At 69.2% G+C, this 24,018-nt stretch carries 23 protein-coding genes; 10 read left to right on the top strand and 13 right to left on the bottom strand.

Translation table 11 applies throughout. From position 1 onward, the window contains the following. Window positions 1-3: 3 nt before the first annotated feature. From HUA76_RS21620 to HUA76_RS21570, 11 genes are all read right to left on the bottom strand, one after another. Entirely contained in the window at window positions 4-801 is a 798-nt protein-coding gene (locus HUA76_RS21620) for an enoyl-CoA hydratase/isomerase family protein (protein WP_174461928.1), read from the bottom strand. Next, complete coding sequence (locus HUA76_RS21615) at window positions 735-1,451, bottom strand: TetR/AcrR family transcriptional regulator (protein ID WP_174455000.1); 717 nt, start codon at window positions 1,449-1,451, stop codon at window positions 735-737. Before HUA76_RS21615 ends, HUA76_RS21620 begins: the two co-directional genes overlap by 67 nt. 109 nt (window positions 1,452-1,560) lie before the next feature. Then, window positions 1,561-3,099: an Ig-like domain-containing protein gene (locus tag HUA76_RS21610; protein ID WP_174461927.1), complete on the bottom strand. Its 1,539-nt coding sequence runs from the start codon at window positions 3,097-3,099 to the stop codon at window positions 1,561-1,563. A 157-nt stretch (window positions 3,100-3,256) separates the two neighbouring features. Beyond that, window positions 3,257-3,607: a helix-turn-helix domain-containing protein gene (locus tag HUA76_RS21605; protein WP_002634858.1), complete on the bottom strand. Its 351-nt coding sequence runs from the start codon at window positions 3,605-3,607 to the stop codon at window positions 3,257-3,259. Window positions 3,608-3,666: 59 nt separating this feature from the next. Further along, a complete protein-coding gene (locus HUA76_RS21600; RefSeq protein WP_174461926.1) occupies window positions 3,667-6,315 on the bottom strand; it encodes an LPS-assembly protein LptD in 2,649 nt (882 codons plus the stop codon). A gap of 46 nt (window positions 6,316-6,361) precedes the next feature. Then, entirely contained in the window at window positions 6,362-7,747 is a 1,386-nt protein-coding gene (locus tag HUA76_RS21595; RefSeq protein WP_141648188.1) for an AMIN domain-containing protein, read from the bottom strand. A gap of 81 nt (window positions 7,748-7,828) precedes the next feature. Further along, window positions 7,829-9,103 (bottom strand): alpha/beta hydrolase, encoded by a 1,275-nt coding sequence (locus HUA76_RS21590; RefSeq protein ID WP_174461925.1) that lies wholly within the window; start codon window positions 9,101-9,103, stop codon window positions 7,829-7,831. Window positions 9,104-9,278: 175 nt separating this feature from the next. Further along, a complete protein-coding gene (locus tag HUA76_RS21585) occupies window positions 9,279-10,571 on the bottom strand; it encodes a folylpolyglutamate synthase/dihydrofolate synthase family protein (RefSeq protein WP_174454996.1) in 1,293 nt (430 codons plus the stop codon). Between the two features lie 24 nt (window positions 10,572-10,595). After that, on the bottom strand, window positions 10,596-11,447 hold the full coding sequence (accD, locus tag HUA76_RS21580; RefSeq protein ID WP_141648190.1) for an acetyl-CoA carboxylase, carboxyltransferase subunit beta: 852 nt from the start codon (window positions 11,445-11,447) through the stop codon (window positions 10,596-10,598). 81 nt (window positions 11,448-11,528) lie between these two features. After that, window positions 11,529-12,284 (bottom strand): MBL fold metallo-hydrolase, encoded by a 756-nt coding sequence (locus HUA76_RS21575; protein ID WP_141648191.1) that lies wholly within the window; start codon window positions 12,282-12,284, stop codon window positions 11,529-11,531. A 1-nt stretch (window position 12,285) separates the two neighbouring features. After that, window positions 12,286-12,936 carry a Crp/Fnr family transcriptional regulator gene (locus tag HUA76_RS21570; RefSeq protein ID WP_141648199.1) on the bottom strand — a complete coding sequence of 217 codons (651 nt, stop codon included), beginning with the start codon at window positions 12,934-12,936 and terminating at the stop codon, window positions 12,286-12,288. Between the two features lie 156 nt (window positions 12,937-13,092). On the opposite strand from HUA76_RS21570, the gene purM reads away from it, so the two are divergent. The 4 genes from purM to HUA76_RS21550 are packed head-to-tail and all read left to right on the top strand — an operon-like array spanning window position 13,093 to window position 15,692. Continuing rightward, window positions 13,093-14,130 carry a phosphoribosylformylglycinamidine cyclo-ligase gene (gene purM / locus HUA76_RS21565; protein WP_141648192.1) on the top strand — a complete coding sequence of 346 codons (1,038 nt, stop codon included), beginning with the start codon at window positions 13,093-13,095 and terminating at the stop codon, window positions 14,128-14,130. Then, entirely contained in the window at window positions 14,127-14,792 is a 666-nt protein-coding gene (gene purN, locus HUA76_RS21560) for a phosphoribosylglycinamide formyltransferase (protein ID WP_174454995.1), read from the top strand. Before purM ends, purN begins: the two co-directional genes overlap by 4 nt. Further along, window positions 14,789-15,307 carry a DUF523 domain-containing protein gene (locus HUA76_RS21555; protein ID WP_174454994.1) on the top strand — a complete coding sequence of 173 codons (519 nt, stop codon included), beginning with the start codon at window positions 14,789-14,791 and terminating at the stop codon, window positions 15,305-15,307. The genes purN and HUA76_RS21555 overlap by 4 nt, the downstream gene beginning before the upstream one ends. 22 nt (window positions 15,308-15,329) lie before the next feature. Continuing rightward, complete coding sequence (locus HUA76_RS21550; protein ID WP_174461924.1) at window positions 15,330-15,692, top strand: hypothetical protein; 363 nt, start codon at window positions 15,330-15,332, stop codon at window positions 15,690-15,692. Here the strand turns inward: HUA76_RS21550 and HUA76_RS21545 are convergent. Continuing rightward, window positions 15,622-16,701, bottom strand: coding sequence for an enoyl-CoA hydratase/isomerase family protein (locus HUA76_RS21545; RefSeq protein WP_174461923.1), 1,080 nt, complete (start codon window positions 16,699-16,701; stop codon window positions 15,622-15,624). The two genes, HUA76_RS21550 and HUA76_RS21545, sit on opposite strands and share 71 nt — an antisense overlap. A gap of 86 nt (window positions 16,702-16,787) precedes the next feature. Between HUA76_RS21545 and HUA76_RS21540 the strand changes: the two genes are divergently transcribed. The 6 genes from HUA76_RS21540 (at window position 16,788) to HUA76_RS21515 (ending at window position 22,725) form a co-directional block, all read left to right on the top strand. Continuing rightward, a complete protein-coding gene (locus HUA76_RS21540; RefSeq protein ID WP_174454993.1) occupies window positions 16,788-17,474 on the top strand; it encodes an HAD family phosphatase in 687 nt (228 codons plus the stop codon). A gap of 92 nt (window positions 17,475-17,566) precedes the next feature. Next, the gene (locus tag HUA76_RS21535) at window positions 17,567-19,090 is read left to right on the top strand and encodes an NAD(P)-binding protein (protein ID WP_174461922.1); all 1,524 of its coding nucleotides are present in this window, start codon (window positions 17,567-17,569) and stop codon (window positions 19,088-19,090) included. A gap of 103 nt (window positions 19,091-19,193) precedes the next feature. Next, window positions 19,194-19,385: a 50S ribosomal protein L28 gene (gene rpmB / locus HUA76_RS21530; protein ID WP_015348676.1), complete on the top strand. Its 192-nt coding sequence runs from the start codon at window positions 19,194-19,196 to the stop codon at window positions 19,383-19,385. Between the two features lie 4 nt (window positions 19,386-19,389). Then, window positions 19,390-20,349, top strand: a complete 960-nt coding sequence (locus tag HUA76_RS21525) for an N-acetylmuramic acid 6-phosphate etherase (protein ID WP_174461921.1) — start codon at window positions 19,390-19,392, stop codon at window positions 20,347-20,349. A 37-nt stretch (window positions 20,350-20,386) separates the two neighbouring features. Beyond that, on the top strand, window positions 20,387-21,541 hold the full coding sequence (locus tag HUA76_RS21520; protein ID WP_174454990.1) for an anhydro-N-acetylmuramic acid kinase: 1,155 nt from the start codon (window positions 20,387-20,389) through the stop codon (window positions 21,539-21,541). Beyond that, window positions 21,538-22,725, top strand: a complete 1,188-nt coding sequence (locus HUA76_RS21515; protein WP_174461920.1) for a GTP-binding protein — start codon at window positions 21,538-21,540, stop codon at window positions 22,723-22,725. The genes HUA76_RS21520 and HUA76_RS21515 overlap by 4 nt, the downstream gene beginning before the upstream one ends. A gap of 180 nt (window positions 22,726-22,905) precedes the next feature. On the opposite strand, the gene HUA76_RS21510 is transcribed toward HUA76_RS21515, so the two are convergent. After that, window positions 22,906-23,991, bottom strand: a complete 1,086-nt coding sequence (locus tag HUA76_RS21510) for a DUF4388 domain-containing protein (protein WP_141649099.1) — start codon at window positions 23,989-23,991, stop codon at window positions 22,906-22,908. Between the last annotated feature and the right edge of the window lie 27 nt (window positions 23,992-24,018).

Genomic DNA, 24,018 nt, shown 5'->3' with positions numbered 1-24,018 from the left:
CGCTCAGCGGTCGTTCCACTTCGGCGCGCGCTTCTCCATGAACGCGGAGACGCCCTCGCCGGCATCGTCCGCGAGCACGTTGAGCGACAGCTGCGAGGCGAGGAACTCCAGCGCCGCGGGCAGCGGCAGGTCCTCCGCCGTGAAGAAGGCACGCCGGCCCAGGGCGAGCACCGCCTGGCTCTTGCCGGCCAGCTTCCCCGCCAGCGCCGCGACGGCGGCGTCCAGCCCCGAGGCGGGCACCACCCGGTTGACCAGGCCCAGCGCCAGCGCGTCGCGCGCGGGGAGCCTGTCCCCCGTCAGCACCAGTTCCAGCGCCCGCTTGCGGCCCACGTGGCGCTGCAGCAGCGCCATCATCATCATCGGGAACAGGCCCACGTCGATTTCGGGCGTCCCGAAGTCCGCGGTCTCCACCGCCACGGCCAGGTCACACGCGAGCACCAACCCCAGGCCACCGGCCAGCGCGTGCCCGTTGACGCGCGCCACGGTGGGCTTGCGCGCCTCCTGGAACCGGGTCAGCAGCTTCCCGTAGGAGCGGCGCCCCTCGTGGGTGGCGAGGAAGCCGCCGTCGCCCACCATCTGCCCCAGGTCTCCGCCCGCGCAGAAGACCTTCTCGCCCGCGCCGGTGAGCACCACCACTCGGACGGCGGGGTCCGCCTCCGCACGCTCCAGCCCGTCCATCAGCGCCTTCACCACCGTGGGCGACAAGGCGTTGCGCGCCTTGGGCCGGTTGATGGTCAGGTGCGCTTGGGGGCCTTGGACTTCGTAGAGGACTTCTCCGACGACGGCTTCTCCGGCTTCCATGCGGCGGTCTCCGCGCCTGGCGACGCGTCCGCCAGCACGCCATGAAGGAAGGTATCGGCGATCTGCGCCTTCGCCCGCTCCAGCGCCTGCGCGTCGCGCGAGTCCGCCAGCCCCGTCACGAACGCCGTCAGCCCCATCTCGATGGCGCCGAACAGGAGCGCGGAGGACAGCAACGGGTCCGTGTCCGCGCGCAGCTCCCCCGCCTCCTTCGCCCGGATGAACAGCTCCGAACTCAGGCGGATGGCGTCCACGAAGGCCGTCTGCCGGTTGATGCGGGAGCCCGCCGGGCTGCGGGCAATCTCCAGGATGAGGACCTTCACCGCACGCGGGTCCACCCGGTACGCCTCGAAGGCCACGTCCACCACGCCGTACACCTTGGCCGAAAGCGCCCCCTCCCCCTCCACCACCGCGCGCACGCGCGTGACGAAGCCGCTCCAGCCCGTGTCGAACACGGTCTCCAGCAGCTCATCCTTGTTCTTGAAGTAGTGGTAGACGAGGCCGTAGGCGACACCGGCTTCCTTCGCCACGTCCGCGATGCGGCAGCCGTGATAGCCCTTTCGGGCGAACACATCGATGGCTGCCCGCAGGATGGTCCGGCGGCGCTCGCTCTCGCGATTCCCGTTGTCCGCCGCCGACTTGCTCTGGCCCACGACGTCCTCCACCGGCTGGTTGATTCTTCAATCAGCCGGGTGGACCCTACGAACGCGGGCCCCCGGGGTCAATGGGTACTTCTCCGGGAGGCCCGCGCGAGACGGCGGACTAGAGCACGTCGCCCGTCACGAGGGGCGCGGTGACGAACACCTTGTGACCCTCGAGCTGCGCGGCGGTGTACTTGCAGAGGGCTTCCGTCTTCCAGGCAACGGGCGCGGGGAACGGCGAGGGCTGCGGCTCCTGGGTGATGTCGTGCTTGTCGCTGATGAGGTAGCGCTCCACGCTGTACGACGGGTACGTGAGCGGAATCATCCCGGTGACGAACGGGTCGACCTGCACGGGGCCCTCGGCGCCGCCGGTGCAGCCGTCCGACTCGGAGTTCTGGGCCATGTGGTTGAACCAGGGGTCCGACACGAGGAAGGTGGCGCTGGCGGAGCCGAAGTGGTCGATGTGGACGTTGGTCGCCGGCGGCGGCGGGGAGATCTGCCGCACCGTGTCCACCTTGTCCAACCCGTGGGGCACGCCCGTCCAGAGGATGCGCTCCTGGACCCAGATGAGCGTGGACACGTCATAGGCGCCGTTGCCGCCGTTCCACCGGCCATCGCCGTTGGTGTCGACGAAGCGCTCGCCCGCATCCCAGGTGCCGTTGTCGTTGTTGTCGACGAAGGGCTCGGTCAGGTCGTCGTACCGCTCGCCCGTGTCCCACTGGCCGTTGTTGTTGTCGTCGTTGAAGGCCTCCTCGCCCGTGGTGAGGGCGATGAGGGCGACCAGGTTGTCGCGCGGGTTGTTGGTGATGCCCGGGCGGATGGGGTCGGCGCGCTCGGGCTCGGCACGGTCGATGAACGGCTGCGCCGGCGTCCCATGGGCCGCCAGGGGGTTCCTCTCCCAGAGGAACGGCTCCATCCACAGCGGGGCGATGTAGTCACCCGTGTGGGTGGCGTCCTTGACGGGATTCCAGGTGAACACGCCCGGCGCCACGTCCTGCGGCAGCGGCAGCGAGGTCTTGTAGAGGACCTCCGCGTTGCCCACCACGTCGGTGGTCGACGTGGCCGTGGGGCCAATGGTGCCGGCCTCGGTGAGGAAGGACACCTGCGCGCCCTCGATGCCGTCGCCGTTGCGATCACCCACGTGGGCGATGCAGCGCACCTTCACGCCGGCGATCAGGTGCCGCGCCTCATCCCAGGCGCCAATGGCGTGGTGCAGACCGGAACCATCACCGGACCACGAGCCACACTGGAACGTGAGCTGACGGGAGCTGGAGTTGGTGCCCGCGAAGCTGATGACCGGGGAGATGACCGACTTGGCCTCCGCACCCGTTCCCGCCGACGCGACCACGACCACCGAGGCGACACGGCCTCCTCGGGCGACCACCTGCATGGAGACAAGTCCATCACCGGGGTTGGTCGTCCCCTCGGTGGGAGAAATCTCAACACCCGGTACCGGTGACTGGAGGGTGAAAGTCACCTGCGTGCCGGCTTGCGCCATGCCTCGCGAGTCCACCGCGCGGAAGCGCAGTGTGGTGATTTCTCCCAGTCGCGGCCTAGCCGGAGACTGATCCACGAACTCAAGCGTGGCAGGAGCTGGCGAAGAGCACGCCAACAACACCATGCTCGTGAAGGCCATCCACGAGGCCAGACCCGGACGCATCAGCGACGACTCCTTGACGAAGAAGGAAGCACGCTGTGCGCGAGCAGCGCACAGCGCATTTCCATCATCTTCCCGGTCTACCTACCGTCCAGTCAAGGACAGGACAGGAAGACCGATGGGCCCCTTGCGTCCGGCGAGGGGCCCCCCGGGGTGGAATTCAGGCGGCGGTGCCGCTGAACATCACCCGGGCGACCCCCAGCAGGCGGTCCACGTCCCGTGCCGTGAGGCCCCGGGCGCGCGCGAAATCAGACAGAGGACGCAGCAGGTCCTCCGTCTGGGCAAGGGTCTGCTCCGTTCCGGTGAAAAGCTCTCCAAGGCTGACGCCAAGGGCGTTGGCCAGGGCGGCGAGCGTTTCCACGTGGGGGACACGCTCTCCACGCTCGATCATGGAAAGGAAAGAGACGCTGATTTGAGCCCGCTCCGCGAGCTCCTCCTGCGTCCACCGCTCCGGCCTCTGCGTACGAAGCTCGCGGATGCGCTGGCCGATTCGTTTTCCGAGGTCCGACACGAAATACTTCTCCTGGCTGCTTGGGGGTTGGTGGAACCACCATGCACATGGGGTGATTCCTAGCCGCCCGAACCGAACGATCCGACACCCGCGACGCTGACATTCACATCGGAAAATTCCAACCCGATATCACGTCGCAGAGTCACAACCCCTTCGATGCGCCAGCAGTCACACGCTGGCCCATACGACACGCCCAGTGTCTGCTGGGCGAGGGGCTTGTACTCTTGGGTTATTTGATCTTGGTAAAGGGGCTGCACCAGAGCTTCGTACCGCACCCCGAGGCCAAATCCGAGCTTCAAACGCGCACCCGCGATGAGAGCTTGAGACCGCTCGGCCGGAGGGAGGCCGGGCGTTTCTCGGGATACACCGCCTACCAAGGCATCTAGAGGGCGGCGGAGGGTATCGGGCCCCTGGGCGAAGGGGGAATCACCCTTGGCGAGGGCTTCCCGGCTGGTGGTGAGGATGTCGTCGTAGCGCGCGTACAGGGCGTTGCCCTTGCCGTCGTCGATGGCGAAGTCCGCGCTGAGCTGGGTGATGCGGCCAGACCTGGGGTCGAGCCGGACCAGCCCTCCGGCGTTCAACACGCCGGCGCTCGCGCTGAGTCGCGCGAAGGTGTCCCGCAGGACGGGCTCGGGGTCTCCCAGCTTGTTGGCGGCCGGCACGTAGCGCGTCAGGTCGAACCCCTGACCGATGCGAAGCCGAAGGGGCTCACGGACCTGGGTGCCCGTCTTGACGCGCAGGGACTGGTCCACGGCGAGCACACCCTGGAGGAAGCCCCGGGTGGAGCCATCGAGCGCGAGCGGCACCGCCCGATCAATCTGGTCGTAGGGCTGGGCAAGGCCTCCATCCTCGGCGCCCGCCGAAGGCACCCGCCCCCACCCTCCCGGCACGTAGCGAAGCTCCAGGGAGGGCGCGAAGCTGTGGCGGTAGCTCGTCTTCGCGCCCGTCCAGGTCCGGCTCAGCTGCGTGTCCAGCATGAGCCCGCCGATGGGATAGCCGCGCTGCCACGACTTGCCGGAGTACTCACCGGCCCACACGTCCTGGCGCAGCGACAACGACGGCGTCACGCGCGCGACGTCCCCCAGCGCCACCGACGTCGACAGCCGGGACGTGAAGTCGATGCGGTCCCTGGCCTCGCGGTCCCTCGAGTCAAAGAGGGCATTGGATTGACCGGGGTCCGGCGCGTCACCGACCCCCAGGAGGAGGTAGTTGCCATTGGGTCGGAAGATGCCGTCGACGCCTTCGTCCCCGAAGCCTTCATGGATGGGGGCCAGGCGGGTGAACTCCGCGCGCAGTCCTCCGGTGAGGCCCCCGAGGAGGGGGCGCTCGGGCAGCGACAGGACCAGCCCGGGCAGTCGCTGGAAGGTCCTCGGTGAGGGCAGGTCCGGCCGCAGCGGGTCGACTTCCGCCGGCACGCGGTTGTCCTGGAAGAAGCGGTAGGGCCAGCGGATGTCCTGGCGCAGGGAGACGTCCAGGCCCGCGTAGGAGTCCTCCTGTCGCCGGAAGACGGTGGCGGTGCTGCGCAGGTAATCCAGCCCCTGGACGAGGATGTCTGCGGTGAGGTCGCGGGTGTAGTTGCCGTCCGAGACGACCGACGCGTCCACCCGGTCGTACCAACCCGAGCCCAGGTCCTGGAAGTGCTGCCAGGAAGCCTCTCCTCGCAGTCCGCGCGGGGCGTCGATGATTTTTCTGATCCCGTTCGGATCCACCGGATAGCGGAAGAAGTCGAGGGTCGTGGGGTCCAGCTTGGGCCGCGAGTCGTAGAGGAACCCGAGCGTGGCGCGCCCCCGCGTCCGCTCGCTGGGCACGTAGCGGAACTCAGTGAGCAACCGGGGGCCCTTCACGCCGTTGGGCCGCGGTTCCTCGTAGGTAATCGTGTTCTTCGTCTCGGAATTGCCATCGGGGTCGTGCGTCTTTTCCACGAGCGCGCCATGGTAGTAGCCCGGGGTGAACGTCAAATCGTAGCTGCGACCCAGCGTGACGAAGAGGGGCTGCTCCAGGCCGAGGCCATTGAGGCTGGAGAACTGCGGACTGGGGAAGAGGAAGCCCGTGCGTCGCTCCGCCAGCGGCAGATACACCCAGGGCAGCGCGAAGATGGGGACGGACTGGATGTAGACGACGGGCCAGGTCAGCGTGGCGCGCTCGCCGAGGATGACGTTGGCGGAGCTCGCCTCCATGCGCCAGGTCGGCGTTCCGGGGCCGCACTCGCACGGGGTGAAGGCCAGGTCATCCACCACGAAGGCGTTGGGACCGGTGCGACGGATGCGCGAGCCGCTGAGGATGATGGGCGTCTCCCCCATCGCACGCAGCTCCTGGGGCGTCTTCGCCGTGAGCAGCGCCTCCTGGGTGACACCCTTCTTCTGCATGAAGAGGCCGCCCTTGAGGGTGGCCACGAAGGTGCGGATGTCCACGTGCACGTCGTCCGCCACCGCGGCCATGCCGTCGGGGCCCACGAACATGACGTTGCCGGTGGCGGTGGCCACCTGGTTCGCCTCGTCGTACGTCACCTCGTCGGAGCGCAGCAGCATCTCACCGGTGCGCAGCTCGCAGTGGCCGCGCGCGGTGAGCAGTTGCTTGTCGGCCTCGTAGGTGAGGAAGTCCGCGGCCAGCTCCACCGTCTCGCCGGAGGGGAGCTGGACCTGGGTGGCGAGCGGAATCTGCGCTGACGACACCAGCAGCGCTGCGGCGAGCGGAACGAGGAGGCTCATTCAGGGGTGCAGGGTATGCCGCGCCACGGCCGCGCGGTCGCCCTTATCACCGAGCCGTGCGCTGAAAATCCAACGAAATGACGTTGCCGTCCTGCCGCGCCTGCACCGGGGCCTGCTGCCGGAGCTGGATGGTGACACGCACATCGCGGCCGTTCGCGTCCGCCTCCACCCGCGTGACGGGCGAGTTGAAGAAGGACGTGTCCAGCGGGTGGGTGTTGTTGTTCAGGTCGATGCGGCTGTTCTCCAGCTCCAGCACCACCGCGTTGCCCTGCTCGCTCACCGTGTAGCGCGCCGGCTCGTTGGTGCGGATGAAGACGCGCGAGACTCCCGGCTGCTGCTGGAAGCCCACCAGCGTCATCGTCTTGCGCCGCGACGACACCTCCGCGGACGAGTCCGAACCGCTGGCCACCTCGCGACGCGGACGCGGCGTGGCGGAGGCCACCCGCTCCTGCTGGCGACGCTCGCGCTCGGCGCGGGCTTCTTCCTCACGCTGACGGCGGGCCTCGACGGCCTCGTCCGCGGCGGCCTTGGCGGCGGCCTGCTTCTCCTCGGCGGCGGCCTTCGCGGCGGCACGCGCCTCCTCCTTCTGGCGCTTCTTCTCCTCGGCGGCGGACTCGGAGGAGGCACGGCGCTCGTCGGCGGCGGCCTGCGCGGAGGCACGGGCCTCCTCTTCCTGGCGCTTGCGCTCGTCGGCGGCGGCCTGCGCGGAGGCACGGGCCTCCTCTTCCTGACGCTTGCGCTCGTCGGCGGCGGCCTGCGCGGCGCGCTGCTCGTCCTCTCGCTGGGACGTGGCGCGGGCCTCGGCCTCCTGCTGGCGCTGGCGCTCGGCGTCCGCGTCCTGCTTGGCCCGGGCGCTCGCCTCGGCGGCGGCCTTCTCCTGCGCCTGACGGTCCGCTTCGGCGCGGGCGGTGGCTTCGGCGGCGGCCTTCTCCTGGGCCTGACGCTCGGTTTCGGCCGCGGCGGCGGCCTTCGCGGCGGTGCCATCCGTGGTGGGCTGCGCGGCGGCGGGCTCCGGCTGTGTGGTGGGAGCCTGTGCCACGGCCTGTCCGCCCCCGCCGACCACCTTGACGACGAGCTGCGTGTCGGTGGCCTGGATGTCCGTCTCCACCTCGCGCTCGAAGCCGATGAGCACGCGGGCGATGGCGGAGTCATCCGAGCCATAGCTGGCGGTGCGGATGCCCGTCACTGTGCCATTGCCCACCTGCGTCTCCTCGGGGACGCCGGAGAAGACGGCCTCCGCGATGTCGATGACGAGCCGGGGCGGGTCCGTCATGGTGAAGGTGGTGAAGTTCGCCTTCTTCGAGCCGGTGATGGTCACCGTCCCGCCATTCACCTGCACGCCGGTGATGGTGTTCAGGTTCGCCGGAGCCTGCGCGAGCGCCCAGAAGGGCACGAGCACCACACCGAGCAGCCACACCGCTGAGGCCTTCATCAACCACTCCCCTTCACGTTGACAGTGGGCGCGGATGCTAACACGCGCGCCTCACCCTCCAACTTTCCAGCCGTACGGCCCTCAGCGAAGGCGCGGCAGGGCCGGCGTGCGGTGACGGTGCGTCCGGGCGTACTCGATGAGGTTCTTGATGTCGTAGCAGATCTGCCGGATGTCGTGCCCCATCGTCAGCTCGATGTGGCTGTTGCCCTTCACCGGTCGCCAGAGGAGGTACTCGCTCTTGGCGGCGCGATACACGCTCCGGGTGGACTCCACCGACGCCAGCGGGTCCATGTCCCCGAAGATGATGGCCATGGGGATTTGAATCTTCTCGAAGCCGCGCTTGAAGTCGTAGCCCGTGCGGTAGCAGACCATCTCCCCGCGACGAATCCAGCGGGCGAACTGCTCCAGCACCTTGCGCGGCTCGCGCTCACCGCCCTCGCGCAACAGCCAGCGGATGTCGTCGGAGCCCACGCGCTCCGGGTTGATGAGCCGGTTCATCCGCGTGGTGAGCTGTTGATACAGCGGCGAGTCCTCCGCCTTGCCAATCTGCCGCTCGACGAACTTGAGGATGAGGTCCACCGGCATCGCGTTGAAGCGCAGCTTGCGGCGCGCCTCGGGCTCCAGCTTCTTGCCCAGCTTCGCGTTCACCGTGCCCACGCCTCGCGCGAGCACCTTCCTGCCCAGCCCCTCCACCTCGCCCCCCAGGTTCAGTCCCGCGAGCGTCAGGTCCACCATGCCGCCAAGCATTGGCGCGCCGCGCGCCACCATGCGCAGCAGCATGAAGCCCCGCCCCAGGTCCGCTGGAGCGCCGATGGTGATGAGGCCCTCGAAGTCGTCGTGGATGCCGGTGTAGCCGTAGCCCAGCATCCCGCCCATGGAGTGGCCGCAGTAGAAGATGCGCTCGCGACGGGTGATGCGCTTCACGCCGGAGACGGCGGCGGGCAGGTCGTAGAGGAAGTAGCTGTCGATGTCCCAGCCGTAGTCCAGGTCTGGAGGCAGGGGGCGCTTGAAGCGCTCGGCCCGCTCCTTCTGGAAGGCGATGGAGCTCTTGCCGTGCCCTCGCAGCTCCAGGATGTGGATGTCCACGCCGAAGAAGAGGAGGTTCTTGACGAACTGTCCGCTCGTCCACGTGTGCCGGTTCTGGGAGAAGCCATGCACCAGCAGCAGGGGCTCACCGAACAGCGGCTGGGCGAAGGGTTGCTTCACCGGCCGGTAGCGAGTGATGACCAACGACCAGCCGTCCGCGGTCTCCACCACGTACTTCGTCTTCGAGTAAAGCGCCCGGAAGTCGACTTCATCGATGGAGGGGATGGCTGGTCCCGTGGTCGTCGCGGCTCTCCAGTCCGGCAGGCGCATATCTTGAATCTACGGCGGCTGATGCAGCGCGCCAAGGATTCAGTCCCTCTGCTCACCCGTCTTGCTCAGCGAAGACCGAAGGTCCACCCTACAAGGTCACCCCAACGAGCCTCGTCTGGAGAGCCCTGGTCCTGCTGGGTGAAACACCGTCGTCCAGGTGTCTCGAGGTGGCCCTTCAGGGCGTTCGGGTCCGGTCTTTCCGGGCTCGCACCATGCCGACCAGGAAGAGAGAACCCGTGCACAGCACGACGCCGTCCACGCCCGCTCGCCGCCGGGCTTCCGCCAGCGCGGCATCCACGTCGGGCCATGCGGCCACGTCGGCGGACAGGGCGCGCGCTTCGTCCAGATAGGCCGCCGGTGACAACGAGCGCGGGGTGTCCAGGGGCGTGAGCTGTACGGAAGCACACGCGGGAAAGAGGGCCCGCATCATCGGCCCCCGGTCCTTGTCCGCCACCACGCCGAAGACGCAGTGGATGGGGCGACCCGCGTACAGCGCCCGCAGGGACGCCAGCAGCACCGCCACACCCGCGGGGTTGTGGGCTCCGTCCAACAGGACAGTGGGCCCCTGCCCTACTTCCTCCAGCCGTCCCGGCCAGCGCGCCGAGCCCAGCCCCGCTCGCGCCGCCTCGGGGGTGACGGCGATGCCTCGCGCGTCGAGGGCCTCCAGACAGGCCAGCGCCACTCCAGCGTTCTGGAGTTGATGCGGTCCGCGCAGCGAGGTCCGCAATCCGTCCAGCCTCCAGCCCGGTCCCCTGTAGGCCAGGCTGCCGTCGGCCTGGGTCTCGACGGAGAAGTCCCGGCCCTCCACCCAGAGCGGCACGGACAGGGCACGGGCACGGGCCTCGATGGCCTCCAGGGCCTCGGGCTCCTGCCGGGCGACGACGCACGGCACGCCGGGCTTGAGGATGCCGGCCTTCTCACCGGCGATGGAGCCCAGGGTGTTGCCCAGGTACTCCATGTGGTCGAAGGAGACGGGGGTGATGGCGGTGACAATCGACGGCGCGGCGGTGGTGGCGTCCAGCCGCCCACCCAGGCCCGTCTCCAGCACCACCACGTCCACGCCAGTTTGCGCGAAGTGCCACAGGGCGACGACGGTGCCGAACTCGAAGTACGTCATCGGCTCCGCGACGGCGGAGGGATAGCGCTCCAACACGTCGAGGATGGCGCGGCCGAAGTCCTCGTCGGAGATGTCCTCGCCGCCCACGCGGATGCGCTCGTTGATGCGCACCAGATGCGGGGACGTGTAGAGCCCCACGCGGTGGCCCGCGGACTGGAGCGCGGTGGCGGCGAAGGCGCAGGTGCTGCCCTTGCCGTTGGTGCCCGCGACGTGGAGCACCGGATAGCGGCGCTCCGGGTGGCCCAGGGCCTCGAGCGCCTCGCGCACCCGTTCCAGCCCCAGCTTGATGCCGGAAGGGTTGAGCCGGGAGAGGAAGCCCAGGGCCTCCTCCGGTGTGCGGGGCGCGCTCATGCCAGGGACGCGAGCCGCGCGGACTCAGCCCAGCAGGCCGAGAATCTGCCCGAGCTTCGCGCGCAGGTCCTTGCGGTTGACGATGCTGTCGATCATCCCGTGCTCGAGCAGGAACTCCGAGCGCTGGAAGCCCTCCGGCAGCTTCTGGCGGATGGTCTGCTCGATGACGCGCGGACCGGCGAAGCCGATGAGCGCCTTGGGCTCGGCGATGATGACGTCGCCCAGCCAGGAGAAGGACGCCGCCACGCCACCCGTCGTCGGGTGCAGCAGCACGGAGATGTACGGCTTGTTGCCGGTGCGGAAGCGGGCGATGGCCGCGGACGTCTTCGCCATCTGCATCAGGGAGAAGATGCCCTCCTGCATGCGAGCGCCGCCGGAGGCCGAGAAGATGAGCGCCGAGCACTTCAGCTCGTGGGCGCGCTCGAAGGTCCTCGCCACCTTCTCGCCCACCACCGAGCCCATGGAGCCGCCCATGAACTCGAAGATGAACGCGCCCACGGAGACCTGGTGGCCGGCGATGCGGCCCACGCCCGAGACGAAGGCGTCGTTCTCCTCCAGGTTCTTGCGCGTGGACTTCAGCCGGTCCTTGTACTTCTTCGTGTCACTGAACCCGAGCGGGTCCTGCGGCTCCAGCTCCTTGTCGAACTCCTCGAAGCTGTCCGGGTCCAGCAGCGTCGCCAGCCGCGCGCGCGCGTTCCACGGATGATGGTGGTCGCAGTGCGGACACACCATCCAGTGCTTCTCCAGCTCCTGCCGGTAGATGATCTCGTCGCAGTTCTCGCACTTGGCCCACAAGCCCTCCATGCGAGACGGACCGGGCTCGGGTTGCTGCTGGGTGTCGACGGCGATGCGGGGCTTCTTCGAAAACCAGGCCATGAGGGGCCGGGGGTTAATCCGACCGTCCCCGCCCGTCAACCGTTCCGTGTGGCGCGCCGCGTCGTCCCTCTTGGGACGGGGCTAGAACTCGAAGGTGTCGTTCAGCTCCAGGACTTCCACCGGCATGCTCGCCAGCTCCTTCTTGAGCTGGGCCACGAAGGCTGGCTTGAGGTGGTAGAGCATCACGGAGGTCCCGTTGCGCTCGAACTTCTGGAGCTCCAGGCCCAGGGTGTGGGGTGTGAGGTGGCCGGAGATGTCGGCCAGCGACTGGAGGGCGTTGGGGAAGGACGTCTCCAACAGGAGCGCCTTGAGGTCGCGCGTCTGGTTGAGGGCCTTCCAGAGCTTGTCGGTGGGGCCGGTGTCGCCGCTCATGGCGAGCGACGTCTTCCCGTTGGAGATGATGAAGCCGCAGGACTCCACGGGGTGGCTCACCGGCACGCTGCGCACGGTGTAGGGCCCCACCTCGAAGGTGCCGCCGGCGCGGAACGTCTTGATGCGCAGGACGGGGTTGGCCTTGGTCGGGATGCGGGTGAAGTCCGGCCAGAGCGCGTTGTTGAACATGTTGTCGCGCAGGGCCTTGGCGCACTCGCGCGAGGCGTGGATGGTGACGGGCTTGTCGCGGCGACCGATGACCAGGTCCGCCATCAGCGGCAGGTCCTTCACATGGTCGAAGTGACTGTGGCCCACGAGGACGTGGTCCACCCGACACAGCTCCTCCAACGAGAGCGTCCCCGTCAGTGCGCCCGCATCGAGCGCCAGCACGTCATCGACGAGAAAACACGTGCTCTTGCACGTGGGAAGCTCGCCACCGTGGCAGCCGAGGACTCGGAGCTTCACGCTAGAGGTCTCCGAACTTCCACTTCATCTCCAGGTATTGGAGGAAGTCGTGGAGTCTGGCCGTGTCATACACGGTGACTCTGTCACCACTGCGTGAGATGAGGCCGGCCCGGATCATCCGGTCCAGCACGTTGCGCACCGCGGGCTCGCCCACGCCAATCTGGCGGGGCATGTCGCGGACCACGAAATCAACCTCTGTGCCCTCTTCGGACGGACGACTCCGGGTCTGGGACAGCAGGATGAGCTGGTGGACGACCCGGCTGGCCGGATCATTGTGGAGCAGGTTCTCAATCTGGGCGTCCGCCTCGGAGAGCCGCCCCGCCAGCGTCTTGATCATCCGGACGGCGATCTCGGCGTTGCCGCGGATCATCGCCTCGAACGTCTTGGGGTCGATGACCAGCAGGCGAGCGTCCTCGTTGACGACCGCGGACGCATTGCGGGGCTTGTTGGAGATGATGGCCATCTCCCCGAAGAATTCTCCGGCACCCAGCACGGCAAGCGTCTTCTCCACGTCGCGCACGCGCTTCGTGATGGAGACCTTGCCCGCCTGGATGACGTACATCTCCCGGCCGGCCTCTCCCTCGCGGAAGAGCTCGGTGCCCTTTGAGAATTCCTTGCCGAAACGTTGAAAGAGGGTTTCCTCGGCGCCCATCCTGCGAGGAGTCAATCAGCCCCTCCCCCCCTGGTCAAATTCCATGTTGTGCGGATCAGTGGGACAGCGAGTGTGTGCAGGCGTCCGCGCCTCAAACCCGACACCCCCTTTTCGCTGGCCGAGACAACGGGCGCGCCGGCCGATAGAAGGCCGCCCGTGGGAACGACCTACAAGCAGTCCGGAGTGGATATCGAGGCCGGCGACGCCTTCGTCGACCGAATCAAGCCCTTCGCCGCGCGGACGATGCGTCCGGAGGTGTTGGCGGGCGTCGGCGGTTTCGGCGGGCTGTTCGCCCTGCCGCCGGGAAAGTACCGGGAGCCGGTGCTGGTGGCGGGCACGGACGGGGTGGGCACCAAGCTGAAGGTGGCCTTCTCCGCGGGCCGGCACGGCACGGTGGGCATCGACCTGGTGGCCATGTCGGTGAACGACATCCTCACCTGTGGCGCGGAGCCGCTGTTCTTCCTGGACTACTTCGCCACCGGGCGCCTGGAGGTGGACGCGGCGGCCGAGGTCGTGAAGGGCATTGCCCTGGGCTGCGAGCAGGCCGGCTGCGCGCTGTTGGGCGGCGAGACGGCGGAGATGCCGGGCTTCTACGCGCGGGGCGAGTACGACCTGGCGGGCTTCTGCGTGGGCGTGGTGGAGCGGTCGGCCATCATCGACGGCAAGAGCGTGAAGCCGGGTGACGCGCTCATCGGGCTGACGTCCTCGGGGCTGCACAGCAACGGGTACTCGCTGGCGCGCAAGGTGCTGCTGGAGGACTCGAAGCTCGCGCTGGACGCGACGCCCGAGGGCCTGGGGCGTCCGCTGGGCGACGCGCTGCTGGAGCCCACGCGCATCTACGTGAAGGACGCGTTGGCGCTGCTGGCCGAGGTGAAGGTGAAGGGCATGGCGCACATCACCGGCAGCGGGATTCCGGGCAACCTGCCCCGGTGCCTGCCGGATGGGACGCGCGCGGTGCTGAGCGAGAAGTCCTGGGTGAAGCCGCCCATCTTCGACCTCATCGCGAAGCTGGGCAGCGTGGCCCGGGACGAGATGTTCAACACGTTCAACATGGGCCTGGGCCTCATCGTCGTGGTGGCACAGGAGGACGTCGCGAAGGCGCTGGAGGTGCTGCGCGGACGGGGCGTGGAGGCCAGCGAGGTGGGCCGCGTGGAAGCGGGCCAGGGCGAGGCCACGGCGGTCATCGAGCCATGAGCGGACGGCGGGTCCGGCTGGGCGTGCTCGTCAGCGGCAGCGGGAGCAATCTCCAGGCGCTGCTCGACGCGTGCGCCCGGGAGGACTTCCCGGCCGAGGTGGCCTGCGTCGTTTCGAACATGCCTGGCGCCTACGCGCTCGAGCGGGCTCGCGCGGCGGGAGTTCCGGCCGTGGTGGTGGACCACAAGGCCCACGCGTCGAAGGTGGAGTTCGAGGCGGCGCTGTTGGAGGCGCTGCGCGCGGCGGGCGTGGAGTGGGTGTGCCTTGCGGGGTTCATGCGGCTGCTCAGCGCGGACCTCCTGGGGCGCTTCACGGGCAAGGTGCTGAACGTCCACCCTTCCCTGCTGCCGTCATTCCCAGGGCTGCATGCGCAGCGGCAGGCCTTGGAGCGTGGCGTGAAGGTGGCCGGGTGCACGGTGCACTTCGTGGACGCGGGCACGGACACCGGGCCCATCATCGGACAGGCGGCCGTGCCGGTGCTGCCGGATGATGATGAGAAGAGCCTGAGCGCTCGCATCCTCGTCGAGGAGCATCGGCTCTATCCATTGGCCGTGCGGCTCGCGGTGACGGGGCAGGTCGCGCTGGATGGGATGCGCACTCGTGTGACGGCGGTGGCGACGGCGGGAGAGCTGGCGCTGCGCAGTCCCGGGGCCGTGAAGTGACGGGCTCGCGAGAGCCAGGAAGCACCTGCGCGGACCCGGCAAAGGACGACAGGCGCGCGGCGCTTCGCGAGGCATCCACGGTGCTCGTGAGCGCGTGCCTGCTCGGGGAAGCCTGCCGGTACGACGGTCGCTCGCAGCGCTCCGAGAGAGTGCTCGCGGCGCTGGAGGGCAAGGCAGTCGTTCCCGTCTGCCCCGAAGTGGGCTCGGGCCTTCCCATCCCTCGTCCTCCCGTGGACCTCTGCGGTGGCTCGGGTGTCGACGTCTGGGCGGGACAGGCGCGGGCGCTGGAACGAGAAGCTCGCGTCGACCGGACCGAGGACTTCAAGCGAGGCGCCCAACTGGCCCTGGATGCCGCGCGCAACTTCGGTGCTTCGGTAGCGCTGTTGAAGGAGAAGAGTCCTTCCTGCGGAAGCCAGCGCGTCTACGAGTCCGGGACACTGCGGCCCGGTGAGGGCATCACCACGGCGCTGCTCCGCTCCGAGGGCGTCACCGTCGTCAGCGACGAGGACCTGTAGCCTGTCGCGCCAGAGCCCTTCCATGTCCGTGCTCTCGCCCTGTCCCGAGAAGATTCGCCGCAGGGGTGGAGAGGTGCTCGGCGACGAGGACTTCGAGCTCGTCCGCTGCGCCTCGTGCGAGACACAGTACCTGCACGACTCGGAAACAGAGGCGCTCTACCTCGACCCGGCGGACCTCACCGTCGTCTGGCGCAACTTCGGCGGCCTGCCTCCTCCATGTAGGGGCTGTGGCCGCCTGGACTGGGACTTCCAGGTCCTCCCCAATCCCGGCGACGAAGCCGCCCGCCAGGGCCCGTGGAGCTGGGCGCTCTCATCTAGTTCGACGACACGACGAACTCGTCACCCGCCCGTGGCGCGAAGCACGCCTCCACGTCCGCCTCGGTGACATCGCCCAGAGTGCCCGGGTGCCAGCGCGGCTTGTTGTCCTTGTCCACGAGCACCGCGCGAATGCCCTCGCGGAAGTCCGCGCGCGCCGTCATCGACTGGCTCAGCCGGTACTCCACCGCCACCATCTCGTCGTAGTCCCGCGTGCGCCCCATCCGCAGCTGGCGCAGTGACACCTTGAGACTCGTCGGACACATGCGCACCAGCGTCGCCCACGTCTCCTGGGCCCACGCCGTGCCCTCCGCCTCGAGCGCCTGCTGGATGTCCTCCACCCGCTCCGCCGCGAAGCACCGGTCCATCGCCGCGTGCTGCGTGGCGAGCACCGACGTCCCCGCGTCCGCGTGGAAGCCCGCCAGGATCCGCTCCACCACCGCGCTCGCCGGCCCCGTCCCCCACTCCGCCTTCACCAGCGCCTCCAACACCGAGGCGAGCCGCGCGGACTCCACGTGGTGCGTCCCGTAGCCGAGCCACATCGCGTCCGCCGCGCTACACCGGGCCCCGGTGAGCCCCAGATACGTCCCCGACTCACCCGGGAAGCGCGGCAGGAACCAGCCGCCCCCCACGTCCGGGAACAACCCCAGCGCGGTCTCCGGCATCGCCAGCACCAGCTTCTCCGTCACGACCCGATACGCCCCGTGGATGGAGAGCCCCACCCCGCCGCCCATGCAGACGCCGTCCACCAGCGACACGTACGGCTTGCCGAAGTGGTGGATGCGGTGGTTCAGCGCGTACTCGGCGCGGAAGAACTCACGCGACACCCGCTCCTGCTCGCCCCGAGGAGACTCGGCCACGGACGCCGCCACCGCGCGCACGTCGCCTCCCGCACAGAAGGCCCGGCCACCCGCGCCCTGGATGACCACGGCTTTCACCGCCGGGTCCGCCGCCCACGCATCCAGTTGGGGATGCAGCTGTCGGCACATCTCCAGATTCAGCGCGTTCAGCGCCTTCGGACGGTTCAGCGTCACCACGCCCACCGCCCCACGCGTCTCCATCAGCACGCCATCACTCATGTGGAGCCCCGAATATCAGTCATGTCGGCCTGACGCGCGCGATTCGTGGACCGCCCCGTCCCCCGCCGCGCTATGGGTGGGAAACCATGACACCTTCCGACACGCCCCTGCGCGCCGCCGTGTTCGACATGGACGGTACCCTCGTCGACAACATGGTGTTCCACAACCAGGCCTGGGTGGCGCTCGCGCGCAAGCTCGGCCTGTCCCTCACCGCCGACGACTTCCAGACCCGCTTCGCCGGCAAGAAGAACGAAGAAATCCTCCCGGAGCTGCTCGGCCGAGCGCTCGCACCCGACGAACTGGAGCGGCTCGCGGACGAGAAGGAGAACCACTACCGCACCCTCTACCGGCCCCACCTGCGGCTGCACCGGGGCGCCGAAGCCTTCATCTCCCGCCTGCGCGCGGCCGGCATCCCCATGGCCATCGCCACCGCGGCACCCCACGGCAACCGGGAGCTGGTGATTGACGGGCTGGGCCTGCGCCCCGTCTTCCACCGCATCGTCGGCGCCGAGGAGGTCTCCCGGGGCAAGCCCTTCCCGGACATCTTCCTCGCGGCCGCCCAGGGCCTGGGCGTCGACCCCTCCCAGTGCCTGGCCTTCGAGGACGCCATCCTCGGCGTCATGTCCGCGCACGACGCTGGAATGCCCGTGGTGGGAATCACCACCACGACGTCCTCGACGCAGCTGCGACAGGCCGGTGCCCTCTGGACGCTCCCGGACTTCACCACCCTTCCGCCCGAGCTGGAGACGCGCCTCTTCGGCGTGGGGAGCTGAGCCCGGGGCCGGGTCACTCCGCCCCCACCGGCCTTCACGGCGCGCCAAAAGGGAGCCAGCGGCGCGGGACGTTGTGTAGTGTTGCCCGCCTCATGACGTCCGCAGCCAAACTCAAGCTTCCCTCGGGTCCATCCCGGCACGTGTATGACGTCATCGTGCTGGGCAGTCAGCTGGGTGGTGCGCTCTCGGCCGCGTTGCTCGCCAAGCGCGGCCATCGCGTCCTGCTGGTGGAGCACGACGGCATGGGCCCGGGTTACGAGCACGGCGGCTACGTGCTCCCCTACGCGCCCTTCGTCGCGCCGCCCCTCAAGGCCATGCCCGCCGTGGAGGAGGCCCTCACCGAGCTGGGCCTCACCACCACCGTGCAGCGCGCGCTGCGCCCCCACTCCCCCGAGCTGCAGCTCGTCCTGCCAAGAAACCGCATGGACCTGCACTCCGACGCCACGCGCCGCAAGGCCGAGGTGACGCGCGAGCTGGGCGAGGAAGGCGAGGCGCTGCTGGGCGCGCTGGTCGGCACCACCGCGCAGCACGAGGCGAGCGACGCCTTCTTCAAGGCCCACCCCGCCCTGCCCCCGGATGGATTCTTCGAGGGATGGGGCCTCAAGAAGCTCATCAAGGCCCACCCCGGGCTGGAGACTCCGCTCCGGCTGGCCTCGGACGCCCCCGCCGCCTCCCTGGTGCGCGGGCTGCGCCCCTTCATCAACCACCTGGAGAAGCCGGAGTCGCCGCTCGCGCTCACCCGGACCTTGTCCCAGGTGCTGGCGGCGCCCTCCTTCTTCGCCGGCGGCCACGACGGCCTGCGAGAGATGCTCACCCGGCGGCTGGCGGAGCTGGGCGGCGACGTGCTCGGACGCGACAGCCCCACCGGCTTCATCGTCGAGGAGCTGTCCTTCGACGGCAGCAAGTTCGCCGGCGTGAAGCTGGTCCGCTCGGACACGATCTACCGCGCGGCCTGCCTGGTGGCCGCCACCGACTCCGGCGCGCTGCGGCGGCTGGTGACGGACAAGAAGCACCACCGTGGCCTGATGGAGCACCTGGATCAGTCCACGACCAAATCCATCCTCTTCACCGTCAACTGGGTGGTGCCGGAGACAGCGCTCCCTCGTGGCCTGGGCGAGCTGACGCTCGTGGACACCCAGGACGCGGAGCTGGGCGCCATGCTGCTCCAGCTCCACCCCGCGCGCGCCTCGGCCACGGGTGGCAAGGAGAGCAAGGACGCGGAGGCCCTGCGCGTCGTGTGCGCCGGCGTCTTCATCCCCGCGTCCGCTCGGGAGCTGGGCGAGGAGCACCTTCAGGCCCTGGCCACCCGCATCGACGCGCAGCTGGACGCCGTCATGCCCTTCACCGCGCAGCACCGGCTCTTGCGCTCCGTGCCCTACCTCGACGCCAGCGGCTCGCGCGGCACGCGGCTGATGCCGCACCCGCTCTACAGCTTCGAATCGGAAGCAGTGCTGGGCGTCACCGGTTTGAGTCAGCGAACCCCGGTGAAGAACCTGTTGCTCGCGGGCCGCGAGGTGCTTCCCGGCCTCGGCCTGGAGGGCGAGCTGCTCGCCGGAGTGCGCGCCGCACGCCTGGTTCAAGACATGTTGAACAAGAAGGATCCGCTCAAGGGCTGATCCAAACGGCTGAAAGGCTGGATTTCCAAGCGGCTTTCTGGCAGGTTCCGCCGCTCTTTATCGGCAGGCGTCCAACGCCCCAGTTTTCAAGGAGTTAGAGGTCATGGCGTGGAAGTGTGACATCTGTGGCAAGCGTCCGCTCGTCGGCAACAACGTCAGCCACGCGAACAACAAGACCAAGAAGCGAACCCTCCCGAACCTGCAGAAGGTCCGGGCCAGCGTCGAGGGCCGCACGGAGCGCGTTCTCGCCTGCACCCGCTGCATCAAAGCGGGCAAGGTGACGAAGGCGGCTTGAAGTAATGCGCTCGGGGGTGGGGTCCTCACGCGCTTCATCCACGAAACTCCCTCCCACCGAGCGGCTTCATCCCCGCGCGGACGACCTTGATCTACGCTCCATCGGGTCGGTCGTCCGCCGGTTACATGACGAGGACGTCGTTGCCGTCCGTGCGGTTCGCCCCGCGTTGCCCGCTGTCACCCAGGCAGCGACGGCCGTGGCGAATGCGTTGCGGGCGGGCGGCAGGTTTCTCTACGTAGGTGCTGGCACCAGTGGACGTCTGGGCGTGCTCGACGCCAGCGAGTGTCCTCCTACGTTCGGCAGCCCTCCTTCCCAGGTCCAGGCTCGCATCGCCGGTGGACGCCGGGCGCTGACTCGTGCCGTGGAAGGCGCCGAGGACGACGCCGACGCGGGCGCCTCCGACGTGCGCGCCTTCGACGCGGGCCCTCTCGACGTCGTGTGCGGCATCTCCGCCAGCTCCTCCACGCCGTATGTCCGGGGCGCGCTGCGTGAAGCAAAGCGGCGTGGGGCGCACACGGTGCTGGTGTGCTGCAACCCTCCCAGAGCTCGCACGGACGTGGACACCCTGGTGCTGGCGCGCACGGGGCCGGAGCTGGTGGCCGGCTCGACGCGGCTGAAGGCCGGCACCGCGACGAAGCTGATCCTCAACGCCATCACCACCGCGGCCTTCGTGGCGCTGGGCAAGGTGTACCGGGGCCGCATGGTGGACGTGCGCCCCGCCAACGCGAAGCTGCGAGCCCGCGCCGCGCGAATGGTGGCCGAGCTGACGCACCTGCCCGCTCCGGAAGCCTCCCGTCTGCTGGAGGCATCCGGCGGCGAGGTGAAGGTGGCCGTGGCCATGCACTTCACGGGGCTGGACGCCCGGGGGGCCCGGAAGCGTCTCCAGGAGAACGGCTTGCGTGCGCTTGGCGGCCCGGGACGTAAGGGCGCACACGCACGGAGCCCCCGCTCGCCCGTCCGCTGACGGCGCGGCGTGGGGGGCGAGTCTTAGACTTGGAGGCATGCGCCTCCAACCTCCCCTCCCTGACTCCCAGCGCCCGCGCCTGTGCGTCGGGTTGCTGTCCGGCACCAGCGCGGATGCGGTGGAGGCCGCGCTGTGCGAGGTGACGGGCACGGGCGGCGGAGCCCGGCTGCACCTGCTGTCCCACGTCTCCGCGCCCTTTCCCCCAGAGCTGGTGGTCCGGATGCTGGGGCCCCAGGACGCCCGCTCCCTGAGTCAGCTCGACTTCGAATTGGCGGAGCACTTCGCTCGCGCCGCGCTCCAGGCGATTGAGCGGGCCGGGGTGGCGCTCTCGGACGTGAGCGCCATCGGCTCTCACGGGCAGACGATGGCGCACCTGCCACCGGGGACCTCGGCCTTCCCCTCCACCTTGCAGATTGGCGAACCCTCCGTCATCGCCGAGCGCACGGGACTGCCCGTCGTCAGCGACTTCCGCACAAGGGACGTAGCCGCCGGGGGCCATGGCGCGCCGCTGGTGCCCTACTTCGACTGGGTGGCCTTCCGAAACCCCGAGGCCCCTCGCGCCCTGCAGAACATCGGCGGTATCGCCAACGTGTCCGTCGTCAGCGCGCGACTGGATGACACCCTCGCCTTCGACACCGGGCCCGGCAACATGGTGATGGACGGGCTGGCGCGGCGCGTTACCCAGGGAAAACTGGCGTGCGATCTGGACGGGAGCCTGTCGCGACAGGGCCAGGTGATTCCGGCGCTGCTGGCGGACCTGCTCACGGACGCGTTCCTCGCGCAGCCTCCTCCCAAGAGCACCGGGCGCGAGCGCTACGGTGATGTGATGGTGGAGCGCCTGTGGGCGCGCTACGCGGACCGCCCCCATGATTTGATGGCCACCGCGCTGGAGTTCACCGTGGAGAGCACCGCGCGGGCGTACGAGACGTGGGTCCTGCCTCGCACTCCAGGTCTGGAGGCGATGTACGCCTCGGGAGGGGGTACCCGGAATCCCCGGTTGATGGAGCGGCTTGAGGAGCGGCTGGCCCCCCTTCCCGTCCGCCGGCTTGATACCCTGGGATTTCCGGAAGGAGCGAAGGAAGCGGCCCTGTTCGCGTTGCTGGCCGCCGAATTCCTCGTGGGAACCCCCGCGAATGTCCCGTCCGCAACTGGCGCGAAGCGTCGAGTCGTTCTAGGAAAGCTGACACCGTGAGCAGCGTGAACCTGATGGCCCGCGAGGTGGCCGCCAAAATCGTCTTTTACGGACCTGGCTTGTCCGGCAAGACGACCTCGCTGCGGAAGATCTACGAAACCGTCCGGCCCGCGCACCGGGGCGAGATGATGTCCATCGCCACCGAAGGCGACCGGACGCTCTTCTTCGACTTCCTCCCCGTGAAGGTGGAGCGCGTCGGGGACTGCTCGGTGCGGCTGGCGCTGTACACCGTGCCCGGCCAGGTCTTCTACAACGCGACGCGGAAGCTGGTGCTCCAGGGCGCCGACGGCGTCGTCTTCGTGGCGGACTCGCAGCCGGACGCGATGGACGCCAACCGCGAGTCGCTGGCGAACCTGGAAGAGAACCTCTTCGAGCACGGCATCCGGCTGGACCGCTTCCCGCTGGTGATGCAGTGGAACAAGCGGGACCTGGAGAACGTGCTGCCCGTGGAGCAGCTCCGCCAGGAGCTCAACCCGCGCGGCGTGCCGGACTTCGAGACCGCCGCCACCAATGGGCGCGGGGTGCTCGACACGCTCAAGGCCATCACCCGGCTGGTCATCAAGGACCTGCGCGCCAAGCGCATCGTCCCGCCGCCGCGCCCGGTGGCCCCCGTCGGTGGCGCGCAGCCCGCGGGTCTGGAAGCGCAGCTCGCCCAGCACCTCCAGCACCGGCAGCCGCCCCCTTCGACGCATCTGGCCCCGCCCTCGGGCCATGGCCCCGCCGTGGCGATGATGCCGACGCCGGTGCCTCATCGTCCTTCGGGCTCGTTCCCCGCGATTGCTCCCCCGCCTCGGGTGGAGCCCATGGTGGCGCCGCCTCCGCCTCCCATCGTGGCCCCCATCTCGCAGGCCACCTCCGCCAAATTGCTCGGCGCGGTGAGCGCACTGGCGCCGGGAGACATGTTCGACCACGCGCGCGCGGCCGAGGCCGCGTTCATGGCGGGCAACTACTCCACCTGCGTCACGGCCTGCACGGACGCCATCCGGCGCTCGCTGGCGTTCGCGGGTGAGGGCACGCTGGCGCAACAGGCGTTCCTGCTCCGCGTGGATGGGGCGGATCTGCTGCGCATCCAGGGACTTGCCACCCAGCAACACCTGCGCGTCGATGACGCGGCGTTCGCGCTCTATGTACTGATGCAGACCTTCGTCCGCCTCAACGCGGTGGGCCTCCCCGCCTCGGAGTAGCAGCGCGGACGGTGGAGCGCCCCGGCACCTCGCACGGGGCGAGGAGCCGACTCGGACGCCTGCGCCAGCACGGAGGCGACTCCGGCGCCTCGTTCCGCGTGGAGCCGACTCCGCCGCCTCGGTCAGGGCGGAGCCGACTCGGGCGCCTCGAACAGCGCGGCGCCGACTCGGGCGCACCGGTCAGCGCGGCGCGGTGAGCTGCAGCAAGCCCATGCGGTGCAACTTCGCGAGCGTCTTGAGCGTCTCCAGCTCCCTCGCGGGACTCGCCAGGACGATGGTGGACACATCCCACGTCCCACTCACCAGGCCCGCGATCTGCCGCTCCTCGGGTTTGAGCAGCGACATGCCCTGCGGGTCGTGAATCACGAGGGGAACCAGCAGCGGCGGCATGTCCGAGTACAGCGCCGCGACGTGCTCACGCTGCACCAGCCGGGCGAACTCGCGCACGCGCCGGTCCGCGGGGTCGCTCGCCAGCAAGGACGCGCAGACGATGCCCGCCGCGTCGAACTGGCCCTCGCGCATCAGCACCGCGCCCTTCTCCAGCATCTCCGCCACCGGGTCCGCCTCCACCTGCGGCGCCCCATCCACCTCCACCAGCTTCGCCCGGAGCAACTCGTACACCCGCCGCGTCACCGACGAGCGGGACACGCCCATCGACAGCCGCAGACGTCCCAGGTTCTGCGGCGTCGCGCACAACCCCAGGATGATTCGATGCATCAGCGGCTGGCTCGGGCTGGGCGGCGTCAACGCGCGGACGCTGAGCGCGTCGATGGGCAGCGCCTTGTCCACGTCCGGCTGCTCATCCACCCAGCGCAGCGATTCGAACAACAGCTCGCGGATGCTCATGTCGGACGGAACCCAGTCCTCGCCCGAGCGGTCCGCGTCCTCCGTCCAGTGGAACGTCCCCCGCTCGGCAATCGTCAGGTCCGTCATCGCCGCGAACAGCTCCTCGCGGCCCAAATCCCGAATCCACCGCGACTGGAGCCCGTGCACGTCGAACGCGGCGTCCACGTCCGGCGTGCGCGACAGCTCGTCGAAGGCGGCGAGCACCTTGGCGCCCGAGGCGAGCTTCGCCAGCGCGAGGAGCCGGGCCACCCTCCCACGCAGGCCTTCCGAGGCCGTGGCCCCGACCTGACCGGAGAGAAGGAAGAGCTTCCGCTCGCCGGCCTCCCAGGAGAGCTGGAGCGTCCCCGTCTTGCGGGAGCTGTCCAACCATTGAAGGAACTCGGGAAGCGGATAGCTGAAGAGGTCGCCGTGGAGGGCCATGCGTTCTGTTTCGAGGATACAGTCGCG

It is taken from the genome of Myxococcus sp. CA056, from assembly GCF_013336715.1.
In the GTDB taxonomy this organism is placed as follows: Bacteria; Myxococcota; Myxococcia; order Myxococcales; family Myxococcaceae; genus Myxococcus; species Myxococcus llanfairpwllgwyngyllgogerychwyrndrobwllllantysiliogogogochensis.
The sequence above is the reverse complement of the archived record's forward strand: the minus strand, read 5'-3'. Positions and strand labels throughout refer to the sequence as shown.